Source organism: Paenibacillus sp. ALJ109b (assembly GCF_010747435.1).
Taxonomy (GTDB): Bacteria; Bacillota; Bacilli; order Paenibacillales; family Paenibacillaceae; genus Paenibacillus; species Paenibacillus taichungensis.
Map to the genome: position 1 here is coordinate 176,699 of NZ_JAAIFP010000013.1, position 26,051 is coordinate 202,749.

The 26,051-nt window shown below is 48.2% G+C and carries 20 protein-coding genes and 1 pseudogene; 13 read left to right on the plus strand and 8 right to left on the minus strand.

The window, feature by feature from the left end:
- Window positions 1-113 precede the first annotated feature (113 nt).
- The 4 genes and pseudogenes from G3352_RS15375 to G3352_RS15390 all read left to right on the plus strand — a co-directional run bounded on the left by G3352_RS15375 (window position 114) and on the right by G3352_RS15390 (window position 1,757).
- Complete coding sequence (locus G3352_RS15375) at window positions 114-443, plus strand: GRAM domain-containing protein (protein WP_163757695.1); 330 nt, start codon at window positions 114-116, stop codon at window positions 441-443.
- Between the two features lie 295 nt (window positions 444-738).
- A complete protein-coding gene (locus G3352_RS15380) occupies window positions 739-879 on the plus strand; it encodes a hypothetical protein (protein WP_163757697.1) in 141 nt (46 codons plus the stop codon).
- A pseudogene (locus G3352_RS15385) lies at window positions 876-1,157 on the plus strand (DUF7639 domain-containing protein); the annotation flags it as partial. The gene G3352_RS15380 and the pseudogene G3352_RS15385, both read left to right, overlap by 4 nt.
- A gap of 57 nt (window positions 1,158-1,214) precedes the next feature.
- A complete protein-coding gene (locus tag G3352_RS15390) occupies window positions 1,215-1,757 on the plus strand; it encodes an SMI1/KNR4 family protein (RefSeq protein ID WP_163757701.1) in 543 nt (180 codons plus the stop codon).
- A 114-nt stretch (window positions 1,758-1,871) separates the two neighbouring features.
- On the opposite strand, the gene G3352_RS15395 is transcribed toward G3352_RS15390, so the two are convergent.
- The 6 genes from G3352_RS15395 to G3352_RS15420 are packed head-to-tail and all read right to left on the minus strand — an operon-like array spanning window position 1,872 to window position 7,822.
- Window positions 1,872-2,261, minus strand: a complete 390-nt coding sequence (locus G3352_RS15395; RefSeq protein WP_163757703.1) for a DUF3899 domain-containing protein — start codon at window positions 2,259-2,261, stop codon at window positions 1,872-1,874.
- Window positions 2,262-3,920: a peptide ABC transporter substrate-binding protein gene (locus tag G3352_RS15400; protein WP_163757705.1), complete on the minus strand. Its 1,659-nt coding sequence runs from the start codon at window positions 3,918-3,920 to the stop codon at window positions 2,262-2,264. It lies immediately after the preceding gene.
- A 32-nt stretch (window positions 3,921-3,952) separates the two neighbouring features.
- On the minus strand, window positions 3,953-4,909 hold the full coding sequence (locus G3352_RS15405) for an ABC transporter ATP-binding protein (RefSeq protein WP_163757707.1): 957 nt from the start codon (window positions 4,907-4,909) through the stop codon (window positions 3,953-3,955).
- Window positions 4,890-5,924 (minus strand): ABC transporter ATP-binding protein, encoded by a 1,035-nt coding sequence (locus tag G3352_RS15410; protein WP_163757709.1) that lies wholly within the window; start codon window positions 5,922-5,924, stop codon window positions 4,890-4,892. Before G3352_RS15410 ends, G3352_RS15405 begins: the two co-directional genes overlap by 20 nt.
- Before the next feature lie 13 nt (window positions 5,925-5,937).
- Window positions 5,938-6,894 (minus strand): ABC transporter permease, encoded by a 957-nt coding sequence (locus tag G3352_RS15415; RefSeq protein ID WP_163757711.1) that lies wholly within the window; start codon window positions 6,892-6,894, stop codon window positions 5,938-5,940.
- 1 nt (window position 6,895) lies between these two features.
- The gene (locus G3352_RS15420; protein WP_163757713.1) at window positions 6,896-7,822 is read right to left on the minus strand and encodes an ABC transporter permease; all 927 of its coding nucleotides are present in this window, start codon (window positions 7,820-7,822) and stop codon (window positions 6,896-6,898) included.
- A 354-nt stretch (window positions 7,823-8,176) separates the two neighbouring features.
- On the opposite strand from G3352_RS15420, the gene G3352_RS15425 reads away from it, so the two are divergent.
- The 3 genes from G3352_RS15425 (at window position 8,177) to G3352_RS15435 (ending at window position 11,632) form a co-directional block, all read left to right on the plus strand.
- On the plus strand, window positions 8,177-8,617 hold the full coding sequence (locus G3352_RS15425; RefSeq protein WP_163757715.1) for a GNAT family N-acetyltransferase: 441 nt from the start codon (window positions 8,177-8,179) through the stop codon (window positions 8,615-8,617).
- Window positions 8,618-8,977: 360 nt separating this feature from the next.
- On the plus strand, window positions 8,978-10,225 hold the full coding sequence (locus G3352_RS15430) for an MFS transporter (RefSeq protein WP_163757717.1): 1,248 nt from the start codon (window positions 8,978-8,980) through the stop codon (window positions 10,223-10,225).
- A gap of 84 nt (window positions 10,226-10,309) precedes the next feature.
- On the plus strand, window positions 10,310-11,632 hold the full coding sequence (locus G3352_RS15435; protein ID WP_163757719.1) for an LLM class flavin-dependent oxidoreductase: 1,323 nt from the start codon (window positions 10,310-10,312) through the stop codon (window positions 11,630-11,632).
- A gap of 34 nt (window positions 11,633-11,666) precedes the next feature.
- Here the strand turns inward: G3352_RS15435 and G3352_RS15440 are convergent, their stop codons facing one another.
- Both G3352_RS15440 and G3352_RS15445 read right to left on the minus strand, forming a co-directional pair.
- Window positions 11,667-12,365, minus strand: coding sequence for a DUF6199 family natural product biosynthesis protein (locus G3352_RS15440; RefSeq protein WP_205524884.1), 699 nt, complete (start codon window positions 12,363-12,365; stop codon window positions 11,667-11,669).
- A gap of 176 nt (window positions 12,366-12,541) precedes the next feature.
- Window positions 12,542-15,691: an alpha-mannosidase gene (locus G3352_RS15445; protein ID WP_163757723.1), complete on the minus strand. Its 3,150-nt coding sequence runs from the start codon at window positions 15,689-15,691 to the stop codon at window positions 12,542-12,544.
- 250 nt (window positions 15,692-15,941) lie between these two features.
- Between G3352_RS15445 and G3352_RS15450 the strand changes: the two genes are divergently transcribed.
- The 6 genes from G3352_RS15450 (at window position 15,942) to G3352_RS15475 (ending at window position 25,798) form a co-directional block, all read left to right on the plus strand.
- The gene (locus G3352_RS15450) at window positions 15,942-17,756 is read left to right on the plus strand and encodes a cache domain-containing sensor histidine kinase (protein WP_240343091.1); all 1,815 of its coding nucleotides are present in this window, start codon (window positions 15,942-15,944) and stop codon (window positions 17,754-17,756) included.
- The gene (locus G3352_RS15455) at window positions 17,753-19,312 is read left to right on the plus strand and encodes a response regulator transcription factor (RefSeq protein ID WP_163757727.1); all 1,560 of its coding nucleotides are present in this window, start codon (window positions 17,753-17,755) and stop codon (window positions 19,310-19,312) included. The genes G3352_RS15450 and G3352_RS15455 overlap by 4 nt, the downstream gene beginning before the upstream one ends.
- Window positions 19,313-19,597: 285 nt before the next feature.
- Window positions 19,598-20,503 carry an ABC transporter permease gene (locus tag G3352_RS15460; protein ID WP_205524889.1) on the plus strand — a complete coding sequence of 302 codons (906 nt, stop codon included), beginning with the start codon at window positions 19,598-19,600 and terminating at the stop codon, window positions 20,501-20,503.
- A gap of 22 nt (window positions 20,504-20,525) precedes the next feature.
- Window positions 20,526-21,482 (plus strand): carbohydrate ABC transporter permease, encoded by a 957-nt coding sequence (locus tag G3352_RS15465; protein ID WP_163757729.1) that lies wholly within the window; start codon window positions 20,526-20,528, stop codon window positions 21,480-21,482.
- Window positions 21,483-21,540: 58 nt separating this feature from the next.
- Window positions 21,541-23,040, plus strand: coding sequence for an ABC transporter substrate-binding protein (locus G3352_RS15470; protein ID WP_163757731.1), 1,500 nt, complete (start codon window positions 21,541-21,543; stop codon window positions 23,038-23,040).
- A gap of 100 nt (window positions 23,041-23,140) precedes the next feature.
- Window positions 23,141-25,798 (plus strand): endo-beta-N-acetylglucosaminidase, encoded by a 2,658-nt coding sequence (locus tag G3352_RS15475; RefSeq protein ID WP_163757733.1) that lies wholly within the window; start codon window positions 23,141-23,143, stop codon window positions 25,796-25,798.
- The last annotated feature ends 253 nt before the right edge of the window (window positions 25,799-26,051 follow it).

Consider the following 26,051-nt stretch of genomic DNA (forward strand, 5'->3'; position numbering starts at 1 on the left):
TTTTACAAAATGAACATGTGCAAAAATATTCCTATATCGGTCAAAACGACCTATAATAATAGAGATTGAAGCAAAAAGGATCAGCTATAGGATGAAAAAGGAGACTGATAGAAATGGAAGAATTGGGCCCTAATGAGTACGTCATTTTTGAAAGAATTCAAGCAAACTGGTTAAGAGGTTTTGAAGGAGTAGGAGGGAAGCTTTTCCTTACTAATGAACGATTAGTTTTTATTCCTCATGGCCTGAATTTTCAGACGGAATGGGTTCAAATCGAGATCTGGGCTATGACTAAGATTGAGAAAAGTGCGACATGGGGACTAATCCCTAATGGAATTACCATTACATTAGACAGTGGACATGTCTTTAAGTTTGTTGTCTGGAATCGCTCTAAGATTATCAAGGAGATTGTACAAGCCAAGAGAATTAATAACGAAATAATGTAAGAGCTTGAGATGAAGTACATAAATCAAAAAAATGTGGAATAATAAAGTGAACAGATTCTGCTCTGGCCAGGTGAATTTATCAAATCCTCATAGATTAATGATGCATTGAAATCTATATAGACAATATTAATAACATGATATGCACTAAAAAGGCTATACAATGGGCACTGTCTATACGGAATTAATCCGTTGGGCGGTGCTTTTTGATTTGGCAAAATGATGGGATTAACAAGATCGTCATGCACTCCCTTGTATTTCCTATCTCTGATATCGTACAGTTGAAAGACATGATCGTATGAATGCAAGATGGGAAGAAAGTGAGGTGCCACGGATGCAAAAGATTAGAAGAACGAAACAGATTGAGGGCACAACGACCCCGGAAATTATACATAATGGCGGCCATCATTTTCTCATTCCGGTGCAGATCTATGGGTGACGTTCTCCGAGGAAAGCTTCGCGGAAAATGTCGATGACAAGTATCTGGAGCTGCTGGACATGTATAAGAAACTCAGTGGAGAACAAACGACGTTTGAAGAGTGTCGCAACGCCTATCATTTGTATTTGGAAGACCCTAGTGAGTTCAACCGAGGCCAACTGAAAGAAAAATATGAACGGGTGCCTGAACATCAGCGGTTGTACCTGAGCAATATGGATACCAAGGATATGGATTATCAACGAATTATCTATACTCCTGAGGAGAAACGTGAAGTATAGATTTTCTATATCATTAGACTAGACAATCTATAAAGCGCACAAGAAGGAGAATGGAGAATGATAGAGCAAGCAGAGCTGCTATGGCGGCGTATTATTGCAAAAGGTACGGGAGCAAATGCAGATTTTGAGGTAGCGCTCAATCTCCAGCCGGGGGCGAGAGACGAAGAACTTCAATCTGTGGAAAATCAACTTGGGGTGACATTGCCTGAAGAGATGAAGGCTCTGTATCGTGTGCATAACGGACAAGCCTGGAATGTTGGCGTAGATTCCTTTGTGCGTAACCTGACATTGTCGCCTTTGGATCAGGTGAAGGAGAACTGGACCTTTTTACAGGAAGAATTCGAACCGGACGAGATAGAGCCCGAGATTGAGGATGATGCCATTAAGCCAGTACTGTGGAACTGCAAATGGATTCCGATTGCAGAAAATGGTGGTGGGGATTATCTATGTCTGGACACTGACCCATCTAGTGCGGGAACGGTTGGACAGGTGTTGTACTTTTGGCATGATTGGGGACATCGGTCGGTTGAGGCTAAGGGATTATTTGAATTTATTCAGAAATGTATAGAAGAAGAGGACGAATCGAACGGCTCCTCTTAATCATTAAGCGGAAGAGAGAGATTTCCCGTGTAAAATAGTGGCGCAGAAAAATAAATCGCTCCCTGGAGTGCAGGCATCAAGCCGCACCAGAGAGCGATTCTTTTATGGTTGGATTTAGTAGGATACGGACCAGAGCAGCAGAAGTGAACATAGAATCAGACCTGAACCGCCGCCCAAGGTATAGACCGTGAGCTTGCGGAGTAAGGAGTTTTTCCAGAATGGTAGAGCTGTCTGGGTGCGAATCCGTTCATTTTCCCGTTGTAGGGCATTTGATTCTCTAACAAACATGCGCTTGAGATCGCCGAATCCTTGCAGAAAGGGGTTCATGAATCCACTTTGCAGCACATGGATTGCTGTTCCCGCCAAGAGACATATCAGACCGGCGACAAACAGCTTGTCTGAACCTTCATGTAGGCCACCGGAGCCACCTAGTATTCCACAGAAGTCTAGCAGATAGGCGGCCAGGGCCGTTATCAGACCGGACAGAGCGTAACGGATAAACATTTACTCGGCTACCCGCTTGGTGAAGCGGAGATCCGGATTGGAACGAGTGTCAAAGATAACGCCCTCAATACTTGGACTAATTAATGCAGTGTCGGCAGAGAAGAGGATCGGTATAATTGGCAGTTCGTCCATTAGAATGGCCTCGGCTTGATGCAGCTCTTCAAAACGTTTAACTGGATCGAGTTCAAACGTGGATTCGCTGATCAGCTTGTCGTATTCAGGATTGTTCCAGTTGGTGAAGTTGTTGGAGTTCTTCGATGTGTAGTGTTCCAGCACACCCAGCGGATCGAGGAAGTTTCCTTCCCAGCCCATACGTGCGACTTGGAAATTCTTTTGCTTGAAGGTATCGATGTAAGTTTTCCATTCCTGATTCTCCAAGTTAACTTCAATACCCAGATTGGTTTTGAGCATTTCCTGAATGGCTTCGGCTACTTTTTTATGTTTGTCTGACGTATTGTATTTGAAGGTGACTGTCGGGAGTGTAGACAAACCTTCTTCTTTCAAGCCTTCCGCCAGCAATTCTTTGGCTTTTGCCGGATCGTACGCATAATATTGGGTTGGCGCCTCTTCCCGGAAATCTTTGCCGGATGGTGCTGTTACGCCGTAAGGAACATATCCGAAAGCTGGTGTTTCACCGCCCTTGGTTACACTTGTCGTTAATGCTTCACGATCAAGTGCATAAGCGAGGGCCTGTCTGATCTTTTTGTTCGTGAAAGGTTTTTCCTCCACATTGAAGGAGTAGGTATATACGCTGAACGAAGGATGGGACAGGAACTCGGCATTGTTCCGCTCCTGATCAAGCGTATCTACTGGCAGGGAGAGGATCAGGTCAAGCTCACCCGTTTTGAACAGTTGATAGTACGTGTTGGAGTCCTGAACCATTTTGAAATGGATGGTATCCATCGTGATGTTGGATTTATCCCAATATTGATCATTTTTGGCCAGTGTAATTTGTTCATTGTGTTTCCATTCCTTAGCAATGTAGGGACCGTTACCTACGATCGTATCGGCTTCTGCTGCCCACTTCTCATTATTGTCCACAACGGAAGCTTGAACCGGCAGATAGGCATGGCCAACGACAATGGTTGGGAAGAAGGCCAGCGGAGACTTCAGCTCAACCACCAGTGTATGGTCATCTTTGGCGGTTACACCGACATCCTCAGCTTTTCCTTCTCCTGTGTTATAAGCTTCTGCGCCTTTAATGTAATACAGAGAAGAGGGGTCATAAGCGGCAGTCGCAGGGTTCAATACACGTTTCCAAGAGTATTCAAAATCCTTGGCAGTTACAGGTTCGTTATTCGACCATTTTGCATCGTCGCGGATGGTAAACGTGTAGGTTTTACCGTCTGGTGAAACATCGACTTTGCTGGCTGCCCCTTCAACGATTTTTCCAGATTTGTCGTATGTATACAGACCCTCATACAGATTATCAATCACCCAGTAGGATGTTGTGTCAGATGCCAGTGCAGGGTCCAGTGTGTATGGTTCTCCACCGGCCAGATTGGTGTTCAGTACTTGCTCAACGTTTGCCGCTGCTGCCTGATTGTCCGGTTTTGAAGCAGTGGCACCATTGTCAGTTGTCGAACCGGAGCATGCGCTCAAGGCAACGGATGCTGCGAGCAAGAGAGAGACTGTCCAGTTCGTTTTTGTTTTGTTCATTTGTTCATTCCTCCATTAATGATTAATTCGTGTTATTCGTAAAGATGACATGCTACCCAGTGTCCTGTTTCGACCTCCCTTCCGGCAGGCATGTGGTTTGCGCAAACATCCATCGCGGCGAAACATCGTTGATGAAACGGACAGCCTGCCGGGGGATGAATTGGACTGGGCGGATTCCCTTGAAGCCGAATACGCTCTCTTTGCCCTTTCAAACGGGGATGTGCGGCAGGAATGGCCGACAGCAGCGCCTGAGTGTAAGGGTGGAGCGGATTGGCAAAGAGATCGTCCCGTCCGGACAGTTCCATCATTTTACCCAGGTACATGACTCCGATCCGGTCGCTGATATGCTTCACCATAGCCAGATCATGCGCGATAAATAGATACGTCAGTTCCTCTTCGCGCTGCAGGTCCTTCAGCAGATTGACGATCTGTGCCTGAATGGACACATCCAGCGCGGAAATGGGTTCATCGGCTACGATGAAACGTGGCTTGACGGCAAGTGCCCGGGCAATCCCGATGCGCTGTCGCTGTCCTCCACTGAATTCATGGGGGAAGCGGTGGGCATGATCCGGGTGAAGCCCGACGCGCAGCAACAAGTCTGCGATGATGTCTTTTCGCGCTTTTCCTCGTGCAAGCTTGTAAGCGTCAAGCCCCTCAGCGATAATATCCCCGATGCGAAGCCGCGGGTTAAGCGAAGCGTGCGGGTCCTGAAAAATCATCTGCAGATGGCGGTTCAACTCCCGCTTCTCACGCGGTTTGGCCTGTCCGGTATCTTGTCCGTTAAACAAGATCTGTCCTTCCGTAGCTTTCAGCAGCCCCACGATGGTTCGTCCTAGTGTAGATTTGCCGCTGCCGCTCTCGCCGACAAGCCCGAGTGTCTCTCCCCGGCGGATGTTCAGGCTGATGCCGTCAACCGATTTGACGGTCAGATTGGACGGGCCGTGAAAATGCTTCTTCACATTGCGAATTTCAATTATAGATTCGGTCATGCTCATTCCTTTCTGCCGGGATACGGTCATCCACTCGAGGAGCTCGAGGATCGTTTAGCCAGCATCTGGCACTGTGTTTTGATGAAAATAAGGTTGCATCAGGCATTTCCGTCAAACAGATATCCATCGTGTGCGGACATCGGTCTGCGAACGGACAGCCAGGCGGGAGCGCAGTAATATCCGGGGGCGAGCCCTCAATAGGAATTAGCCTGTCATGTTCTGTATCATCCAGTCGCGGGGTGGACTGGAGCAGTCCCCACGTATATGGATGGCGTGGCCGATCAAAGATATCCTCCACCGTGCCGGTCTCCACAATGGTGCCTGCATACATGACAGCAACGCGGTGCGCCACTTCGGCGACAACGCCCAGGTCATGGGTAATCAGCAAAATTGAACTGCCCGATTGCTGCTGTAAGCTGCTTAGAATATCCAGAATCTGCGCCTGAATAGTAACGTCGAGAGCGGTCGTTGGCTCATCGGCGATCAGCAGCTTGGGATCACAGGCAAGCGCCATCGCAATGGCAACCCGCTGACGCATTCCGCCGCTGAATTCGTGAGGATATTGATGATAGCGGCTTTGTGCATCAGGAATACCCACGAGGTTTAGCAGTTCTACAGATCTGGCCCGAGCATCTTTGGGCGATAGTTTACGGTGCTTACGGAGTCCCTCGCCGATTTGAATACCGACTTTCATCGTTGGATTCAGAGAAGACATGGGGTCCTGGAATACCATACTAATCTCGGAGCCTCGGATTCGGCGCATGGCTTTAGCGGATAATCCGCTGATAACTCGCCCCTCAAAGCGGATTTCGCCGCTGCGAATGCGGCCGTTCGGTGACGAGAACATCCCCATCAGGGAACGTGCGGTTACGCTTTTTCCACTCCCACTTTCGCCAACAATGGCAAGTGTCTCTCCTTCATCGACGTGAAAAGAAACATCTCTTACAGCTTCAAGTTCTTTGTCACGTGTGGCAAAGGAGACCTTCAAATGATTGACCTCCAGTAAATGACTCATGGTGTGAACCTCCTTAACGGTTGGAGCGCGGATCAAAAGCATCCTGCAGCCCATCACCGAAAGCGTTAAATGCAAACATGGTGAGCGAGATCATTAGACCGGGGAAAAACAGTCTCCACCATTGTCCGCTCAGAATGACCCCAAGCGAATCGTTAGCCATCGTCCCCAAGCTGGCGATAGGTGACTGGATACCGAGTCCCAAAAAGCTCAGAAAGGATTCGGAGAAAATAGCGGATGGAATCGTGAAGGTCAGGTTGACGATAATGATTCCAGCCGCGTTAGGCAGCAGGTGCCTGAAAATAATCTTGGCATGAGATGTGCCGAGCTTCTGCGCTGCGAGCACGTATTCCTGTTGTTTCAATTGCAGGATCTGCCCTCGGACGACGCGGGCCATCCCAACCCAACCCGTAATGGACAGGGCAATAATCATCGTTAACAATCCCGGTTTCATAACGACAAGAAGTAGGATGATAACCAGCAAATACGGGATACTGTACAAAATTTCAATGATTCGCATCAAAAGGCTGTCGATTCGATCGCCTGTCCGTCCCTGTCCGGCGCAGTAGCCGGCGATTCCCCCAATCAGGACGCCAAGCACGAGGTCTATGGCTGCAGCAGTAAAGCCAATCAGCAGCGATATACGAGCTCCTGACCAGGTACGGGCCCACATATCCCGTCCGAGATCGTCCGTGCCAAACCAGTGATCAGCGGAGGGTGGCAGATTGGTCTTGAGCAGGGACTGTGAGCTTGGCGAGTAGGGAACCAGTAACGGACCTACCAGAGCCAGCGCAATAATGACAACGAGCAACAACAAACCAAGCAAGGATAATCGATGACGAAAAATACTGTATGTACGTTGCTTCCATAAGGGAAGACCCGGACTGGCTATGCGGTTCGCACTCAATCGGCTTCGATCTGCCGGTGTGAAGCGAGGGTCCGATGTAGTGGGGTCTGTAGTTGTAGCTTTCATGCTAATCTCCTTTGCTGGACAGCTTGATTCTCGGATCGACGATCCGGTACGACAAGTCAATCAGGAAGAGGGTAACGACCAGAATGACACTGTAAAAGATCGTCGTTCCCATGATGACCGGGTAATCACGATTGAAGATGCTGTCCACAAAATATTTGCCGATTCCCGGAATGGCAAATATCTTCTCAATCACGAAGGTGCCGGTGATTACGGAGGCGAAGAGCGGCCCGATAAAAGATAACACCGGAATGAGTGCGTTTCGCAGTCCGTGCCGGATGACGACTGACCAGGTAGACAATCCTTTGGCTTCCGCTGTTCTTATGTATTCCTGCTGCAACACATCCAGCATGCTGGTCCGCATGAAGCGGGCGATGACAGCCAGTGGTGTTACTGACAAAGCCAGCGAGGGCAGTATCGTATGCTGCCAGGTTCCCCAGGATGCAACGGGGAAGAGCCTCCATTGGACAGCCGCATATTTAATGAGCAGCGGTGCAAGAATGAAGCTCGGGACGGATATCCCGATGATGGCAATGAACATCGATATGTAGTCCAAGGGCTTCTTATGGAACAAGGCGGCAACCGTGCCCAGTGCGATGCCTGCAATCAGCGCAATGACAATGGACTGAATGCCAAGAAGGGCGGAGGGCGGAAACCCTCGTGCGATCAACGTGTTGACATCGGTCGTTTTGGACTGGATGGAGGGTCCCAGGTCCAGCACCAGCAAATTTTTCAAATACAGTGCATACTGGACAGCAAGCGGTTCATCCAGATGGTATCTTGCACGCATATTTTGCAGGACAGCTTCAGGTATCGTTTTGGAATCGTTGGAAAAAGGGTCTCCAGGGATCATGTGCATGATTAGAAAGGTCAGCGTCACAATGATCCAGAGCGTCAAAAGCATGGTGAAAAAGCGTTTAACAATATACATGATGCAAATCTCCTGTTCTGTTTCTCTAAGCACTCTTCCCATTTAATCTACTACTGTTCAATTAATATTCGCACAGAAATGCATACAATCGATGTAGAATGAGAGAAACTATTAAAAACTGATAAGAATACTAGGTATATTAAAGTGGTTTGTATATATTGTCAACATTAGGTAGTCAGGTTTGTTACTTTGGATAACTCTTAGAATATAAAAATGGCTTGCTTTTTCCTGTATAATTGGGGTCAGATAAATGTATCAAATCCCCCATAGACCAATGATCTATCGAATCCTATACAGATACTATTAATAGCTCGAATGAAGAGAATAAAATAATCGAGAAAAAGGAGCTTTTCAATGATCCAAATAACCATGCGTCAATCCAAGCAGGCAGATCAGGAGCACCTTGCTGAGTTGCGAGCTTTGGTTCTATATGATGATCTAAACAGGTTGAAAAGGTACGATGAGGTGAAGGTTCGTGAACGTTTCCGTAATACATTTGACCCTGAGTATACATGGATTATCGAGGTCGAGGGTGAACTGGTGGGGTGTGTAGCGCTGAAACCCAAGTCGGAGGAGATGCTGCTGGAACATTTCTATATCCATCCCGATTATCAGGGTCGGCAAATAGGGACCCAAGTGCTGAATATGCTACTGAAACGGGATGACGTTAAGGGCAAACGTGTTATTTTAAATGTATTGCAGGGCAGTCCGGCTCGGCGTTTGTATGAACGCTTTGGGTTTGTTTTGGATAGTGAAGATGAGGTGGATGTGTTCATGTCCGTTCAAGTGCAATAATCGTTACGGTACATCTATATAAGTTGAACTATTCTTTTACACAGAAACGGAGAGGACAGAAAAAACCTGGAAAAGCGAAGCGTTCGCCTGCAAGCTTTCTGAAAGAAAGCTACGTCGTAAGCATAGGCTTATCAGCGGATTTTTCCCTTGAGAAAAGGGAATCAAAAAAATCTGGGGATAACAGCGATTGGAAGGTTATTCTGTCATCGGAGTGTTCAGTGTAAAATCTTTAGTTCAAATTATATAACAGATCCATTCATTTAATTCTTGAATGGGTCTATTGAACTTTTCTATTATACTTTCCAGTGACGGTAACCTAATATGGATAATAACCTACTTTTTATATAGGAATTATATAGTATGGAGAATACCAAGATGCCGCATTGGAAGCGAAATCTGTATATTCTGTGGTTTGGTCTATTTTTCAATCATATGGCTTACACCTTGTCTGTGCCGTTCTTTCCGCTTTTTCTGCAAAATGACCTTGGTATTCAGAGAGGATTGGAAGTATGGTCCGGCATTTCGATCTCGATCAGCTTTCTGATCAGCGGACTATGTGCTCCCTTCTGGGGCTCGCTGGCTGACAGATACGGAAGCAAACTGATGCTGATTCGTTCGGGCGTTGGCCTCGCCATTGCTCATCTGGCTAACTATTTCGTTTATGATCCTTACACATTTATTGCTGTGCGGATATTTCAAGGACTCATGGCCGGCTTCAATCCTGCATCTATTACGTTGGTCGGCACCAATACACCGGAGAAGCATGTAGGTTATGCGCTTGGTGTCATCTCCACATCCACGGCTGCCGGAGGAATTCTGGGACCGCTTGTGGGTGGAGTACTAAGCCATTGGATCGGGCTGCGCGGATGCTTTATCGCCTCGGGAATCATTACGCTGCTCTCGGCTGTGATGGTGATATGGGTAAAAGAAGCCCGCGGTCCACGCACTGTGGTTCGCACAAGCATTCTGGGTGATCTGAAAAAAGCTGCCGCCACTCCGGGATTAATGCGGATCTATGGTTTGATTTTGCTCGTTTCAACTTCCGTGCTCATTATTGAACCTGTGCTAACGCTTTATGTGGTCCAGATTGGTGGAGACGTCAGTAGTGCAACACTTAGTGCAGGAATCGTCTTCTCGGCCATCGGCGTGGCAACTGTAATTATGGGGCCGCGCTGGGGGCGGATTGGTGGGAAGATTGGATACGAGAAAACGCTGTTTATCGGCTTGTTGGGCGGCGGCATTGGCAGTTTACTGCAACTGACGGCTTATAACCTCATTTATTTTGGGAGTCTGCGATTTGTCTATGGTCTGTTCTTTGCTGCCGTGTATCCGGCCTTGAATGCGTTAATCATCAAATATGCTGACCGTGATTTTCGGGGAAGGGCTGTCAGTCTGAGTCAGACTGCGAATCAATTCGGTATTGTACTCGGCCCGTTACTTGGCGGTTTTCTGGGCGGATGGACGGGGATTCCTTTTGTTTTTCTCCTAACAGGCATTGTTCTTCTGGGAGCAGCCTGGACAGTCCGGGTAAGTGAAAGGAACCAGGCGAATAAACCGGGATTGGGTATGGCAGCAGCAGAAGCGGGCGGAAATAGCATAAAGAAATGATGAAATGAAGAAACGACTCTCAGAGAAAAAAAGGTACTCGGACTGAATTAAATGGTCATCACCACAATATAGGGAGGAATTAATATGTCACAACGACGATTGAGATTGGGAGCAAACTTGAATGGAGTGGGAAATAGCATCTCTTTTTGGCGACACCCGGATATTCCGATCAATGCCAGCGTAAATCTGGATTTCTACAAGAAGCAGGCGATTAAGGCAGAGGAAGGGAAGTTCGATCTGCTCTTTATTGCGGACGGCCTCTTTATTAACGAGAAATCCAACCCGCATTTCCTGAATCGTTTTGAACCGTTAACCCTGCTCTCTGTTCTTGCGGGTGCAACTTCACACATCGGGCTAGTTGCGACGTTGTCCACCTCATATAGTGAACCGTTCACAGTTGCAAGACAGTTTGCTTCCCTGGACCATATTAGTGGAGGACGAGCCGGATGGAACGTAGTCACTTCACCACTGGAAGGCTCGGCTCTGAATTTTGGCAAAGGTGAACATCCGCACCACGCGCTGCGCTACGAAATTGCAGAAGAACATCTGAATGTGGTCAGAGGCCTATGGGATTCCTGGGAGGATGACGCGTTTATCGGGGATAAAGAGAACGGTGTTTTCTTCGACCCATCCAAACTGCATACGCTGAACCACAAGGGAGATCACTTTTCCGTCCAAGGTCCACTCAATGTAGCGCGCTCGAAGCAGGGACATCCGGTCGTTTTCCAGGCAGGTTCTTCTGAGTCCGGCAAGGATCTGGCGGCCCGATCGGCCGATGCTGTATACACGGGGCATGAGACTTTGGAGGAAGCTCAGGAGTTCTATTCGGATGTGAAGGCAAGAGCGGTGGCTTACGGACGTAAGGCAGAAGATATCCTGATCTTCCCTGGCATCGGTCCCATTGTGGGCAGAACGGAGGAAGAAGCGGAGCGCAAGTATCAGGAGATTGCGGAGTTGGTCGATATTGACCATGCACTGAATTATTTGGGACGTTACTTCGATCATTATGACTTCGCCCAATTCCCATTGGATGAGCCTTTCCCCGAGATCGGTGATTTGGGCAGTAACAGCTTCCGCAGTACAACGGACAAGATCAAGCAGCAGGCACGAGAACAGGGACTAACCCTCCGCCAAGTGGCATTGCTAGCATCGACGCCTCGCACTTCTTTCATCGGTACACCGGATCAGATCGCTGATCAGATTCAGGAGTGGTTCGAGGGCGAAGCTGCGGACGGTTTCAATATTCGCACAGTCGTGCCGAATGGATTAGCAGACTTCGTGGATCTGGTCGTACCTGTCTTACAAGAGCGCGGCCTGTTCCGTACCGAGTATGAGCATGAGACACTGCGCGGTAATCTAGGGCTTGAAATTCCACGCAATCGATATACATTAGAGACGGTAAAATAAAAATCAATTATGGTACATCGAACTTGCTTTCAGTTCAGAATGCATTAAAAGCGATCCACAAAGCCCCTATCATAACGACAATCCCGCATACTTTGCTCAAAAAGTAATCAAAGTCGCTAGGTTCGGCATCGTTCGCCCAGAACGAACGAAGCGAGAGGTAGAAAAGGAAGTCTTGAAATTTTTGATAACGGAAGCTGCACCATCCGAATATCACTGCGGCTAATGCGAGAAACAGATAACCTGGAGCACCACGAGTGTAATGATATTCTGGGTAAGCGGCTGTTACAAGCGTTGCAGGAGGGAATTGTTCTTCCCCATCCTGAAGTACTCTCTGACTGCCAACGTAAAAAAAGACCTGGGAAACGCTATTGCCTTTTGCATCAAAACTTATTAATTGTCCGGAATGATCTTGGACTTCATATTTGTTCCCGTTAGGATATATCAAGTTATACGTTGTGCTGAACGCAGAATCAATTTTCTTGATGAGATATTGCTGATGATTGATGTAAACAGTCCGCTCCTGATGATCAAGGCGTACTTGAATAGGATCTGCCGTTCCGCTGCGATAAGTCGTTAGATTACCTTGTTCACTATCGAATGTGTACTTGTTGTTCTCAACATGGAAAATCGGCTCTGTGAAATAAGGTTTGGACAGGATCGCGACGATAACGGACAGGACCAGAACACATGAAAAGAAAATGAAGGTGGGTGACTTGATTTTTTTGAGTGACACTACCATATAAACGCCATCCTTTCCATTTTGTTCTATAATACGTCATTGAGAAGCACAGGTTGCGAACCGTTACTGCCTGAATAACGACCGAATAACTACAACACGAAGAAACCAGCAAGTCGCCCATCATCTGGGGATTTGCTGGTTTCTTTGGTTAAGTTGCTGCAGTTATAGAACTATACTCTCAGATCAATCTCAAACGTCTTGATTTCATAAGGTTCAAGAGCAAAAGTTATCGGTGTATCATACAGGAGTTCGCCCTCCGGTACTTCCATAAGATTGCATTCTCTCCACGCTTGAATCCGTAGATCGCTTGTCAGTTCAAGCGTATTCATGCTGCCGGAATAATCATGAACGCGTACGATGACACGATTGGAATCCTCCGCCTTCTTAACTGCCGAGATCATGGCTGTGCTGCCGGACAAAGTGAACATGGATCGACTTGGCTGCTCTGATACGCCCTGTGTATATCGAGCCGGAGAATTCAGAAGCCAAGCCTGCTGCACAGTTCCGCCAACGAGCCAATCTCCCTGATGCGGAAGAAGAGCATAGGTGAAGCTGTGCAGTCCCTGATCGGCATGTGGATCAGGGTGCGTAGCGCTCTTGATCAGGGTCAACCGCATGACGTTATCTTTAATGTCATAACCGTACTTGGAATCATTCAGCAAACTGACGCCATAACCTCTGTCGGACAGATCAGCCCATTGATGGCCAACGGATTCGAAACGCGCCCAGTCCCAACTAGTGTTCCAGTGCGTCGGCCGTTTAACGTTACCGAACTGAATATCATAGGTGGCTTCAGTAGAGCGGATGCCGACTGGGAAGGCAACTTTCAGCAGTTGCTGCTGTTCATGCCAATCCACCTCAGTGGCGTAATCGATTCGTCGCTGTCCGGTATATACAGTCATGTTCTGCGTAATGGTGGAGCCGAGGTATTCCCAAGCGAAGCGGATCACGGCCTGAAGTGGCCCAGTCTCTACGACTTCAATGCTGGTGCATTTCGTAATCTCTCGCATATCTTCCTGATAGAAGATATCAATATCCCATGCCTCGTGGGCAAGCGGTTTGTCCTCGAACACCTCAAGCACATTGCCTCTAGCGCCTTTGGCAAGCACCTCACGGTGTGACTCTTTATCGTAAAGGCGGATCAACTGCCCATTCTCATTCCACTCGAGCAGATAGAACGGTGTTTCGATTCCATTGGCTGTGTGGATGAATGGCGAATGCTCAGGGATATCGTTTACCGAACTGCTCTGGAAGTGAATTGTAGTATACCCCAGTGAAGGAATATCCTTCACCTCGACGGACCAACGTGCATCCTGGTATTGAGCGTTCAGGATCTCACCGGAATCGCTCAGCCAAGTTCCCATTTCCAATTCGTCTGAAGCCGCAGGAATGCTCACGATTTCTGTAACGACCCATGGGGAGGAGTTCCAAATGGTGTACGTATACGGAGATTCTCCGCTGCCAGCGATAGCCATCCGAGCCTGCGTGTCCACGTGACTGCCAATCTGCTCAGCTTCTGCATATTCAATTCTGCTATCCTCATACACCTCTGTGATGGAGGATCCAGGAATGATGTCATGGAACTGGTTGCGCAAAACGATTTTCCAACCCGCAGTCAGAGACTTCGCTTGATACAGACTCCAGTCATTGTGCACAATACTTTGCAATGCATTCAGCCATTCCGCTTCGCGGTAAGCCAGCTCAAGCTTGCGGTTCATCCGTTTGTTGTACGCCTGACTGGTATACGTTCCGCGGTGATACTCCAGATACAGTTCACCATCCCATGTATGGATGTACGAATCGGTTTTCTCGACTGTCTCCTGCAGCTTTTCAAAATAATCATCTGCGCGTCCTGTCTTGACCTTGGGCAGTCCGGGCAGTTGATCCAGCCGTCGTCTCATCTCCAGCATTTCGCGGTTAACTCCGCCTCCGCCGTCTCCGTATCCGTACGACAGCAGCAGATCCTGGTTCATCTCCTTATCGCGGTAGGCATCCCAGATGCCCTTAACCGTCTTCGGAATGATTTTCCCGTTATAGGTATAGAACCATGAGCCCGGCTCGGACCAAGGCTCGGGTGTAGTAATGAAGTGGGTCAGCACCTCTGAGCCGTCAATGCCGCGCCAGTGGAATGTATCGAATGGCATGCGGTTGTATTGGTTCCAGCTGATTTTGGTCGTCATGAATGTATGAATGCCGGATTTTTTCAGAATTTGCGGCAGTGACCAGCTGTAGCCGAATACATCGGGCAACCATAGATATCGGCAATCCGTCCCGAATTCTTCTTTGAGAAAACGAGTGCCAATCAGCAATTGTCGGACCAGGGATTCGCCCGAGGTCAGGTTACAGTCAGCCTCTAGCCACATGCCGCCGCCCGCTTCCCAGCGACCTTCAGCGACACGTTCCTTGATGGATTCGTACAGTTCCGGGTAGTCCTCTTTCACATATTCGTACAATTGGGGCTGTGTCTGAAGGAAAACATACTCCGGGAACATCTCCATCAGGCGCATGACCGTAGAGAAGGAGCGAGCGCATTTCTCGCGCGTATGCTTCAACCGCCACAGCCAGGCAACGTCAATATGAGTATGGCCGATACAAGTAACGGTTACATCAGAGGCCTTGTCCATCGCATTCAATCGGGAGCTTAGGTCATCCCTTGCGTCATGCACAGAGGAATAGAAGACATCGGACTTAGGCTGCGACCAGTCAATCAGGCGGAAGGACTGTTGAAGCGCATGAAGCAGCTTTGTGCGTTCCGGTGCATGGGCATCCAGAATGTTGACCGTTTCCAGAATCGCCGACCCTGTAAATACAAGATCATCAACAGCTTCATCCAGCCAGCACAGTTCTGCTTGTCTGAACGTATGTGTCTGGTTGCGGGGCTGACCGCCACCTTCCAGACCGGACCATAAGCGGAAGACCAACTCGTTGGTGCTGCCTGCGGCAGAGGCTGGAAAGAACACTTCCTTGTGGTTGGAATCTACGCCTTGAAACGGCTTGCCATCCCAGTAGAACAGTGATTCAAAGCCGGAATTGTTACCACCCCCGGTATCGCCAAAATCAAACAGTCCGACAATCCGTTTATCTTCCCAGGAGGCAGGGAACTCGACTTTTGTACGCAGCCACAAATAGAGATCTCGACCGGACCAACTTTCTCCTGTATGCATAGGCTTCCAATGGCTATCATCTCCCGGAAGGACCGGGTTGATCTCTTCCCTGCGGTCTTCGCAGGCAAGAAAATGATTTAAAGGTAAACGATCCCGGTAACGGAGCTCGGATAATTCATGAATACGTGCTTGTAGTTTGTTTTCAGTAAGAAACATCATTAAAAACCCCCAGTTCATTTTATCGGGGAGTGATTCATATATAGAGAGCATCCAAAGCGAGTATGTATTACATAACTTTTATAGGGGAATGCGCCCATTATAGCGCTTCCATTCGCTTTTGACAAATTAAAATATGGATTACTGATTCTGAGCGCTGGTGATTGTCGAATTTAACCAAACGGTGATACACTGAGTTGGAAATTGGTCTGGAGGAGGTGTTCAGGCGCGAATGTCCAGGATACGAACCATGTATAAGAACTACTTGAAGAAAAAAATGTTCAACAAAATCCTGCTGTTTTATTCCATGGTGATGGTCCTGTTGTTCATCAGCATCGCGGTATTGGCCTACCGCTACTATGAACAGCGAGTGGTACAGGAACAAATGGATGCCAGTTTGCAGGAGTTGGATATTGTCAGCATCAACCTGAATCAGCAGTACGAACGGCTGTATAATGCCGTGCAGCAGATTTATACCGACGCCATGATCGGCGATGATCTGAAGTATTTTTTGACTCATGAATACGAGGATTTTCTCAATTGGCGCCTGAATCAATATGCTTACAGCTACCGTACAGAGCGAGGGAATTTCGATTATCAATTACGTCTGCTGTTAAAGGATGAGGCCTCGATTGCAAATGTCGTCTTATACAGCACGGATCAGGATTTCTTCTATGTTCTTAATCGGGAGACTCAGCACTTTTACTATCATCCCAAGCTGTCTGCAGGGCATCAGGACTGGTTCCAGCGGCTGAGGAGTGCACCTTGGCAGTACATGGGCAGCGAACCGCTGTTCGAAGGGAAAATGGCTGATGAGCCTACCCCGTACAGCTACGCGAATGTGCTCAAAGACTCCGTGACATTGAAGCAGTATGGTGCAATTATGTTTGAGCTGAATACAGACCGGATCAAAGGGCTTCTTCGAGACAGACTCGACGGCAAGAACGGTCGGATCATGCTGATGACCGGGGAAGGTGAGGTAATCTTCGATTCGCAGGGCAAGTATGACAACACCGTCTATCCGTACTGGGGAAAGATGAATTTGCCGGAGGATTGGGTGGATCTGGAGGAGCGCTCCAAGGTGCAGCTGCTGAATATCGGGAATACGGGAATGGTCGTGGCTTCTATTATTCCGGAGTCGCAAATCAAACAGAGCCTTCAGGCGATTCGTTTCAGCCTTATTGGGATTGTGATTCTGTGCATCATGATTAGCATTGCGGTGACGTTCACCATCATCCGCCGTTATTCCAAAAAAATTCACAGACTTGTGCTTTATATGCGGCGCTGGCAGGAGGGTGATCTGAGTAAACGTATCGAGATGGAGGGGGAAGATGAGCTGCAGCAGATTTCGCAGAGATTTAATCATATGTGTGATCGGCTGGAGTCTTACATAGAAACGGTATATGTGTCGGAGATTAAGCAAAAAAATGCGCAGCTTGTGGCTTTACAAGCCCAGATTAATCCGCATTTTTTGTACAATACGCTCGAAAGCATCCGCATGAAAGCCATCAGTTTGGGAGCCAGGGATGTTGGGCAGATGATTTATATTCTCGCCACGATGTTCCGTCATTTGATCAAAAAGCAGACCCATGTAACCTTGGCGGAGGAAATAGAGCTGTGCGGCATGTACCTGGCTTTGGTCCAATATCGGTATGAGGACAAGCTGCACGTGGAGACCTATATTGAGAATGCAGCGGCGGGAAGCATGGTCGTCAAGTTGCTGGTCCAGCCGATTATTGAGAATTACATTGTGCATGGTTTTCGTACGAATGATGATGATAACCGGATCTCCATCACAGCCGAAGAAGAGAACGGCGTGATTCGTATCCGTGTGAAGGATAACGGAAAGGGGATTTCCGCGGAGAGATTGCTTGAACTGCAGCACGGGTTGCATAAGGGCGATGAAGCTGCTGAGACATCTGATCGATCTTTGGGTCTTAAGAACGTCCACGACCGCATACGCCTGAATTATGGTAGTGATTATGGTCTGCACCTGAACAGTTTGGAGGGCGAAGGATGTGAGGTGACCATCAGCATTCCAGTTACAAGGGAGGAAACGGGATGAGAAGTGTAATGTTGGTCGATGATGAGCCGCTTATTGTGAAAGGAATGCAAGCCATCATTGATTGGGATCAGAATAACATGCAGATTGCCGGAACGGCATGCAATGGGTTGGAAGCGCTAGCAATGATGGACGAGGTTCCTGTCGATCTGATTATTACGGATATCATGATGCCGCAAATGACCGGACTTGAACTGATCCGGGAGACTAAAGCGCGCAATCCATATACTAAATTCATTATTTTGAGCGGTTACGAAGAATTCAAATATGTGCGGGAGGGCATCTCGCTTGGGGTCGAGAACTACCTGCTCAAGCCAGTCAATATGGATGAACTGGAAGCGACCATCAAGCATATGCAGCGGGATTGGGAGCACGAAGAGATGCGCCAGATTCAAATGAATCAGAGCTGGAGGATTCTGCGCAACAATATTTTGCAGCGGTGGGCGAACGAGACCATTGACGCCAAAGAATTCCGTGAGCGTGCGCAGATGCTTGAGATTCCCATGAACAAGTCCACATATTGTGCGGCTTCTCTGCGGATTGTAGGCGATGACAAGGGGGATGATCCCCAGATGTATCTGCCGGGAATTGCTGAGCAGTGTGAGCAGATCGGGAACAAATACCTCCCGGATGGCTGCGGTGTTATCTGCTTTCCCGATCAGGAGGGAGACATCATGCTGCTGTTCGTTTCAGCCGGTACGGAAGGTAGTGCTGAATGGCAGCTTCAGGCACTCAACAGGATGAAGCAAGCGGTTGCTGAGGACACAGGTGCAAGTGTATGGGGAATCATGGGTCAATCCGAGTCGACCTATCTGGGTTTTCCGAAGAGCTGCAAGTCCGTAAAGCTGTGGCTTCAGAATCATTTGTTTATAGATTGTAATACCTTCATCATGCAAGTGGAGAACGAAGAAGCTGCCAATGAGTATCAAGAGAAGCAAGGGCCTGCGATGGAGCAGTTTCACAAGCTGCTGCGGGATGGTGAAGGTACTGAGGTGGATCGGTTCATCGACGAATTCTTCATTGCTGAGGGTAAGGAACCCTGCCTCCCGAGAACACCGTTCTTCAATTCTGCGATCCAGCTTATGCTGGCCGCCAAGGAACTGGAGAAAACGCCTGACTACGGGGACATCTTCGGACCCCTGTCCAGAATTCATACGCTCAGTAAACTGAAACAATTGGTCAGAAAAGTTGTTCATCGCACGCTGGATACATATCATACCGCTGAGAAAACGTACAGCCCGCATATCATGTCTGTGCTGGAGGTGGTGAAAAATCACTATCAGGATGAGCTTTCACTTAAGACGCTCAGTCAGAGGCTGGAGCTTCATCCGAACTACCTCGGCCAACTGTTCCAGCAAGAGGTCGGTACCACCTTTTCTGATTATGTGAACCAGTACCGAATCGAGCGTGCCACTCATTTGCTGTTATATTCGGACAAAAAGACGGCAGAAATAGCGGGCGAGGTGGGCTATTGGGACTCCACTTATTTTTACAGACAGTTTAAGAAATATGCTGGCGTTTCTCCTACGGAGCTGCGCTCGATCTACATGAAAAAATAAGCCGGGGGCTCCGGCTGAATGAAGATACTCCCCATGTGGGGGTGTCTTTTTTGTTATGGAATGAATGTACGATCTTTAATTAATCCATCAATTTATTGGGTTTTTCAACTATCTCAAAATTGGTAGCGCTTGCATAATGGAGGTAGGAGTGAACGAGGAAATCCAAAGCACCAAAAGGGCTTAGGTCCAGTGTTGATTATAGGGGATTAATGCTGGATGCAGCTAAAGCGATCATGAACGAGATTATAAGGAGGGACAGCCGTGCAGGGCATCTTCAAAAGTCTGATGAAGAACAAGGCGTTTCTTCTGCTGGTACTGCCGGGAGCAGCTTGGTTTATCATTTTTGCCTATTTGCCAATGTTCGGAACGATTATTGCTTTTAAGGACTTCCGGATTCATCCGGGCGGATTTCTTGAAAGCGTTCTAAAAAGCGAATGGGTTGGGTTCAAGAACTTTGAGTTTCTGTTCTCCACCAGTGACGCCTATATCATCACACGTAATACCATTCTGTATAACCTAGGTCTGATCTTTCTCGGGTTGGTGCTCGCGGTGACGCTTGCGATCATCATGAACGAACTGTTGAACAAACGGCTGGCGAAGATTTACCAAACCGCGATGTTTATGCCTTATTTCCTGTCCTGGGTTATTATCAGTTATTTCGTCTTCTCGTTTCTGAGTGTGGAAAAGGGTGTGTTCAACCAGATCATTACCTATTTTGGTGGAGATCCGGTTAGTTGGTACAGTGAGACAGGGTATTGGCCGTATTTTCTCATTCTGCTCGGCCTGTGGAAAGGTGCAGGTTATGGCAGTGTAGTATATCTGGCGGCAATCGCAGGTATCGATCGTTCTTATTATGAGGCAGCGATGATTGACGGCGCTACGAAGTGGAAACAGATCCGGTACATTACGCTGCCACTGCTCAGGCCGCTAATGATCATCCTCACCATTCTGGCGATCGGCGGGATCTTCCGTTCCGACTTTGGACTGTTCTATCAGGTTCCGCGGGACTCTGGTGCGCTGTATCCGGTCACCAATGTCATCGACACGTTTGTATACCGCGGCTTGACCATTATGGGTGATACAGGAATGAGTACAGCTACAGGATTGTATCAATCGGTTGTCGGTTTGATTCTTGTCCTGCTGGCAAACTATGCTGTGCGTAAAATTGAAAAGGATTATGCCGTATTCTAGGCTGCGGCAAGGGGGTGCTTCCATGAGTAATTTAAGCGAATCGGTAAAGCGGGCATCTGCCCATACGAGGAGGACCGGAAAGAAATCGAGAGATCTGAATGCCATTTCGCCATTATCCAATGTGATTTTTAATGTAGCTATCGGTCTGTTTGCCTTATCTTGTATCTTTCCGTTTCTGTTCATCGTTATCATCTCATTTACCGATGAGAAGACGCTGGCGATCAATGGCTTTAAGTTATTCCCTGAAGTCTGGACGCTGGATGCCTACCGATTCCTTATGGAATCCGGGCAGCAGATGGCCCAATCGTTTGGCGTTACCTTAACGGTGACAGTTGTCGGAACCGCGCTCACACTGTATTTGGTTACCACGTATGCGTATGCCATTTCGCGCAAAAATTTTGCACAGCGTCGGTTTTTCAGCTTTTTGGCCTTCTTCACCATGCTATTTTCCGGCGGTCTCGTTCCCAGTTACATTGTGGTTACGCAGGTGCTGCACTTGCGGGATTCGATATGGGCGCTGATCCTGCCGTCGATCATGAACGCTTTTTACATTATCGTTATGCGTACATTTTTCACGACCACCGTGCCGGATGCGGTTATTGAGTCGGCCAAAATCGACGGAGCTACTGAATTCGGTATCTATACGCGCATCGTACTGCCGATTTCGTTGCCGGGCATTGCGACTATTGGATTGTTCAGTACGTTAGGATTCTGGAATGACTGGTTCAATGCGCTGCTCTACATCGACAATGCGAATTTGATTCCACTCCAGACATTGCTGATTCGAATACAGAACAATATGGATTTTGTTGTGCAAAACAGCAGCCGAGTCGTGTCCTATGACATTGCCTCGACACTGCCAACGGAGACCGTCCGCATGGCGATGGTTGTCTTGGCTACACTGCCGGTTGCGCTGGCGTATCCGTTTTTCCAAAAGTATTTTATACAAGGCCTGACCATTGGTTCGGTCAAAGAATAAGTCTGGTTGTGCCTGCCCTCAAAGGGCAGTAACAATAACATTGATAAGGGGGATACACATGAAGACAAGAAAAATTGCTCTGCTCATGGTTACTTTACTGCTTGCTTTTTCTACTGTTCTAGCAGGCTGCGGTGGCAGTAATACCAATGATACAAGCGGAAATACGGCATCCGGGGGAGAATCCGGAGATAAGGACACGGTGAAGCTCAAGGTATATCTGATTGGTGGTCCACAGCGCGATCTGCCAATGGTACAGGAAGAAATGAACAAATACTTAATGGAGAAAATAAATACAACCGTCGACATCACAATGATTGACTGGGGTGATTATTCCAAACGTATGCCAGTCATTACCGCTTCGGGCGAAAATTATGATATCGCTTTCACCTCTTCCTGGGCTTATGACTATCTGCCAAATGCCACCAGAGGAGCATTCCTGCCAATCAATGATCTGTTGGATAAGTATGGTCAGGGCATTAAAGAGCAGCTTGATCCACGATTCCTCACAGGATCGCAGATCGATGGCCAAAACTATGCTGTGCCAGTGAACAAAGAGTTGGCTTCGCAATGGGTATGGCGTTTCAACAAGCAGTACGTTGATAAATACAACATGGACATCACCAAGATTCGTACATTAGAAGATCTGGAGCCTTACCTGCAGCAAATCAAGGATAACGAACCAGCCGACATTACTCCGCTGGCTGTTCCGAAGGGCTTTAAGCCTTATCTGGCGTTCGACTTCCTGTTGGGTGACGAATTCCCGGTTGGTATCAACATGAATGGTGACACCGGTAAATACGTTAATGTGCTGGAATCCGAAGAGCTGAAAAGCTCGTTGAAAACCATCCGTAAATACTATCAGGCTGGTTATCTGCGCAAGGATGTAGCAACGTTGGAAGGCATCGACAACATCAAAACAGGCAAATGGTTTGTTGACCGTGAACAGACACAGCCGTACGCCGAACTGGGATGGTCCAGAAGTGCGGGCTATAATATCGTAACTACACCGATGCAGGAACCGGTTATTTTCACTGGCTCGGCCACAGGTGCTATGCATGCAATCTCGGCGAACTCCAAGAACCCGGAACGGGCCATGATGTTCCTGAACTTGCTGAATACCGATCCATATCTGCGTAACCTGATCAATTACGGCATTGAAGGTACACATTACAACAAGATTTCGGATAATGTCATTGAGGATCTGCCAGCGATGAAGGACGGATTCCAGATGCCTGGCTTTGCCCTGGGTAACCTGTTCCTGACCTACATGCACAAGGAAGATCCAGCTGATAAGTGGGAAGCGTTCAAGGAATTCAACAATTCCGCGAAAGTTGCTCCGAGCTTTGGCTTCAACTTCAATCCTGATCCGGTGAAAACGGAAGTGGCTTCCATCTCCGCCATCGTGAAGGAATTCTATCCATCCATCATGACGGGAGCTGTTGACCCGGATGAGCATCTGCCGAAAGCGATCGAGAAGTTGAAAGCGGCAGGTCTGGATAAAGTGATTGCAGAAGCACAAAAGCAGTACGACGAATGGAAAGCTGCAAATCAAAAATAACCTGAATTATAAAATAGACATGGAAACGTCTGTCCTGGTTTGACGGGCGTTTCTTTTTTTACCCTGATTGGATTGCCAAAATTGAATTGGAGGGTATGGCATGAAAAAGCTTGGTGCGAGTCTCCTATTTGTAATATTGGTATGCGCTGTTCTTTCCTCAGCGGCCATGGCGAAGCAACCTTATTCATCCTATTGGCTGCCTGAACAATTGCTTAACTGGAATCCAGCTTCCGACCCGGATGCGGCCTTCAACCGGAGCACCATTCCGCTCCAGAGCCGATTCACAGGAGAGGCAGTTAACCCGAACGCAACGAAAGATCCCAAAGTGATGGCCTTGTCTGCACTGAATCAGGGAACCAGCGGCGTTCCATCGCAGGGCTCGGATACATTCTCTGCAAATACGTTCTCTTACTGGCAGTATGTCGACAAGCTCGTATATTGGGGTGGCTCGGCGGGAGAAGGTATTATTGTGCCACCAAGCGCCGACACGATTGATGCGGCACACCGGAACGGAGTGCCAATCATGGGCACAGTGTTCTTCCCTCCATCCGTATATGGTGGCAAATATGAGTGGGTGAAGCAAATGCTTCAGCAGAACAGCGACGGCTCCTTCCCGGCCGCGGATAAATTAATTGAGGTAGCAGAGTACTACGGTTTTGACGGTTGGTTTATCAACCAGGAGACTGAAGGTGGAACAGCCACTGATGCACAGTTAATGAAGACATTCCTCCGTTATCTTCAGGATCATAAGCCTGCGGGTATGGAGATCATCTGGTATGATTCCATGACGAAGGAAGGCAATATTTCATGGCAAAATGCGCTGACGGACCGGAATGCAATGTTCCTTCAGGATAACGGGAACAAGGTATCAGACAGCATGTTCCTGAATTTCTGGTGGAATGATCTTGGCAGTTCTGCGGCCAAAGCCAAAAGCCTGGGCAGATCACCATTTGAACTTTTCGCAGGTATTGATGTGGAAGCTAAAGGATTTGATACCAGTCTGAAATGGAATTTGCTGTTTCCTGAGGGGAAACCGGCTGTGACTTCCCTCGGCATTTATCGGCCGGATTGGTCGTACAACAGCGCAGACAGCATGACCGATTTCTTTGCCCGTGAAAATAAATTCTGGGTAGGGCAGAACGGCAACCCGGCCAATACGACGACAAGCCAGGCCTGGAAAGGGATTGCGAACAATGTGATTGAATCATCGCCGGTGGACCAACTGCCATTCACGACCAACTTCAACACGGGCAGTGGCGAGAAATTCTATGTCCATGGCCAGCAGGTACGGGATAGCGGTTGGAATAACCGCAGTTTACAGGATGTGCTTCCGACATGGCGCTGGCTGACAGAGAGTAAGGGTAAAGCACTTACGCCGTCCCTGGATTGGTCGGATGCCTACTATGGGGGCAGTTCCCTTAAGGTAGCGGGTACGCTAAGTTCGGCAAATGCCACCCATCTGAAGCTGTATCAAACCGATCTGAAGATTGAGCCAGCTACCAAGCTGTCGATCACGTACAAAACGCAGAACAAGCCAAGCATGAAGGTTGGCCTGGCTTTTGCAGACCGTCCTGATCAGTTCGTCTTTTTGGATGTAAAAGACAAAAAGGCATCGGGTTGGACGACGGACATCTTGAATCTGACGCCATACAAAGGAAAGCGGATTATGGCATTGTCTTTGTATTTTGACAGTAAGGAAATCATATCGGATTATGACATCCATATTGGTCAGATATCCATCCAGAACAATGCTAATCCAGTGAAGCCACTGGAAGCAGTTCAAGCATTGAATGTCATCCAATCCGATTTCCGCGGGGGTATTTATGGTGATGCCAGATTGCAATGGAACGCGTTGAAAGAAGAAGTTCAACAATATGAGATTTACCGTGTACTGCCCGACGGCAAAGAGACTTGGGTGGGTGCGACCACGAATAACGTCTTCTATGTGCCTGAGATGAAGAGAATCAACGCGGAGCAGGGAACTGTACTGAAAGTCGTGGCAGTGAATGCAAAATATGAGCGCGGCCAAGCTGCCAGCGTGACCATCCAGTGGCCAGCGTATCCGAAGCCGGAAGCAGGATTCAAGGCCGATGCAACACTGATCACACCTGGCCAGCAAGTGCATTTCACTGATCTCTCTTCCGAGGTGACGGAAGGCTGGTCGTGGACTTTCGAGAATGGCAGTCCGGCTGTCAGCACGGAGCAAAATCCAGTGGTGACGTATGACAAGGAAGGCACGTACAATGTGACGCTTACAGCTACCAACAGCTCGGGGCAGGATACCGTAACGAAGCAAGCTTTGATCACCGTCAGCAAGGGTGCTTCCGGGATCAAAAATGTCGCACTTGGCAAAACGGCCACTGCAGACCATACCTGCGGCCCTGCTGAAGGTGCGGGAAAGGCAATTGACGGCAAGGTGACGGACAACAGCAAGTGGTGCGCACTGGGTAACCAGCCGCATTGGCTGCAAGTTGATCTTGGCAAAGAACATCAAGTCAGTGGTTTTGTCATCAAACATGCGGAGAGCGGTGGGGAATGGGCTGGTTTTAATACGAGCGACTATTCGATCCAGGTCAGTGCTGATGGCGTAAATTGGTCAGATGTAGTTCATGTGCAGGGGAATACCGCAGCCGAAACCTCGGATGCAATTGCACTGGTCAAGGCTCGTTATGTGAAGCTGAATGTGCTGAAACCTACGCAGGGCGGCGATACGGCAGCCCGAATCTATGAGTTTGAGGTTCGTGGGTTGCAGCCGTAGTTGGCGGTTGAGAAGTGACAAGTGTAGCTGTGAAATTAGCAAAAAAGGAACCACGCGGCCAATCCGGTTTCAATGACGGCTGGATATCCCTGAAGTATCCCGTCTTCTAATGAGTGTACCGCATTGTATCAGACTACGACTGAATAGGATTGAATTTGAGGCTCACAGATCATTGGATCTTGTGAGCCTTTTTACGATTATGCTGGATTCGCTTACAAAGGTTTTAAAATCGTTGTTTTAGATAAAAAATCGG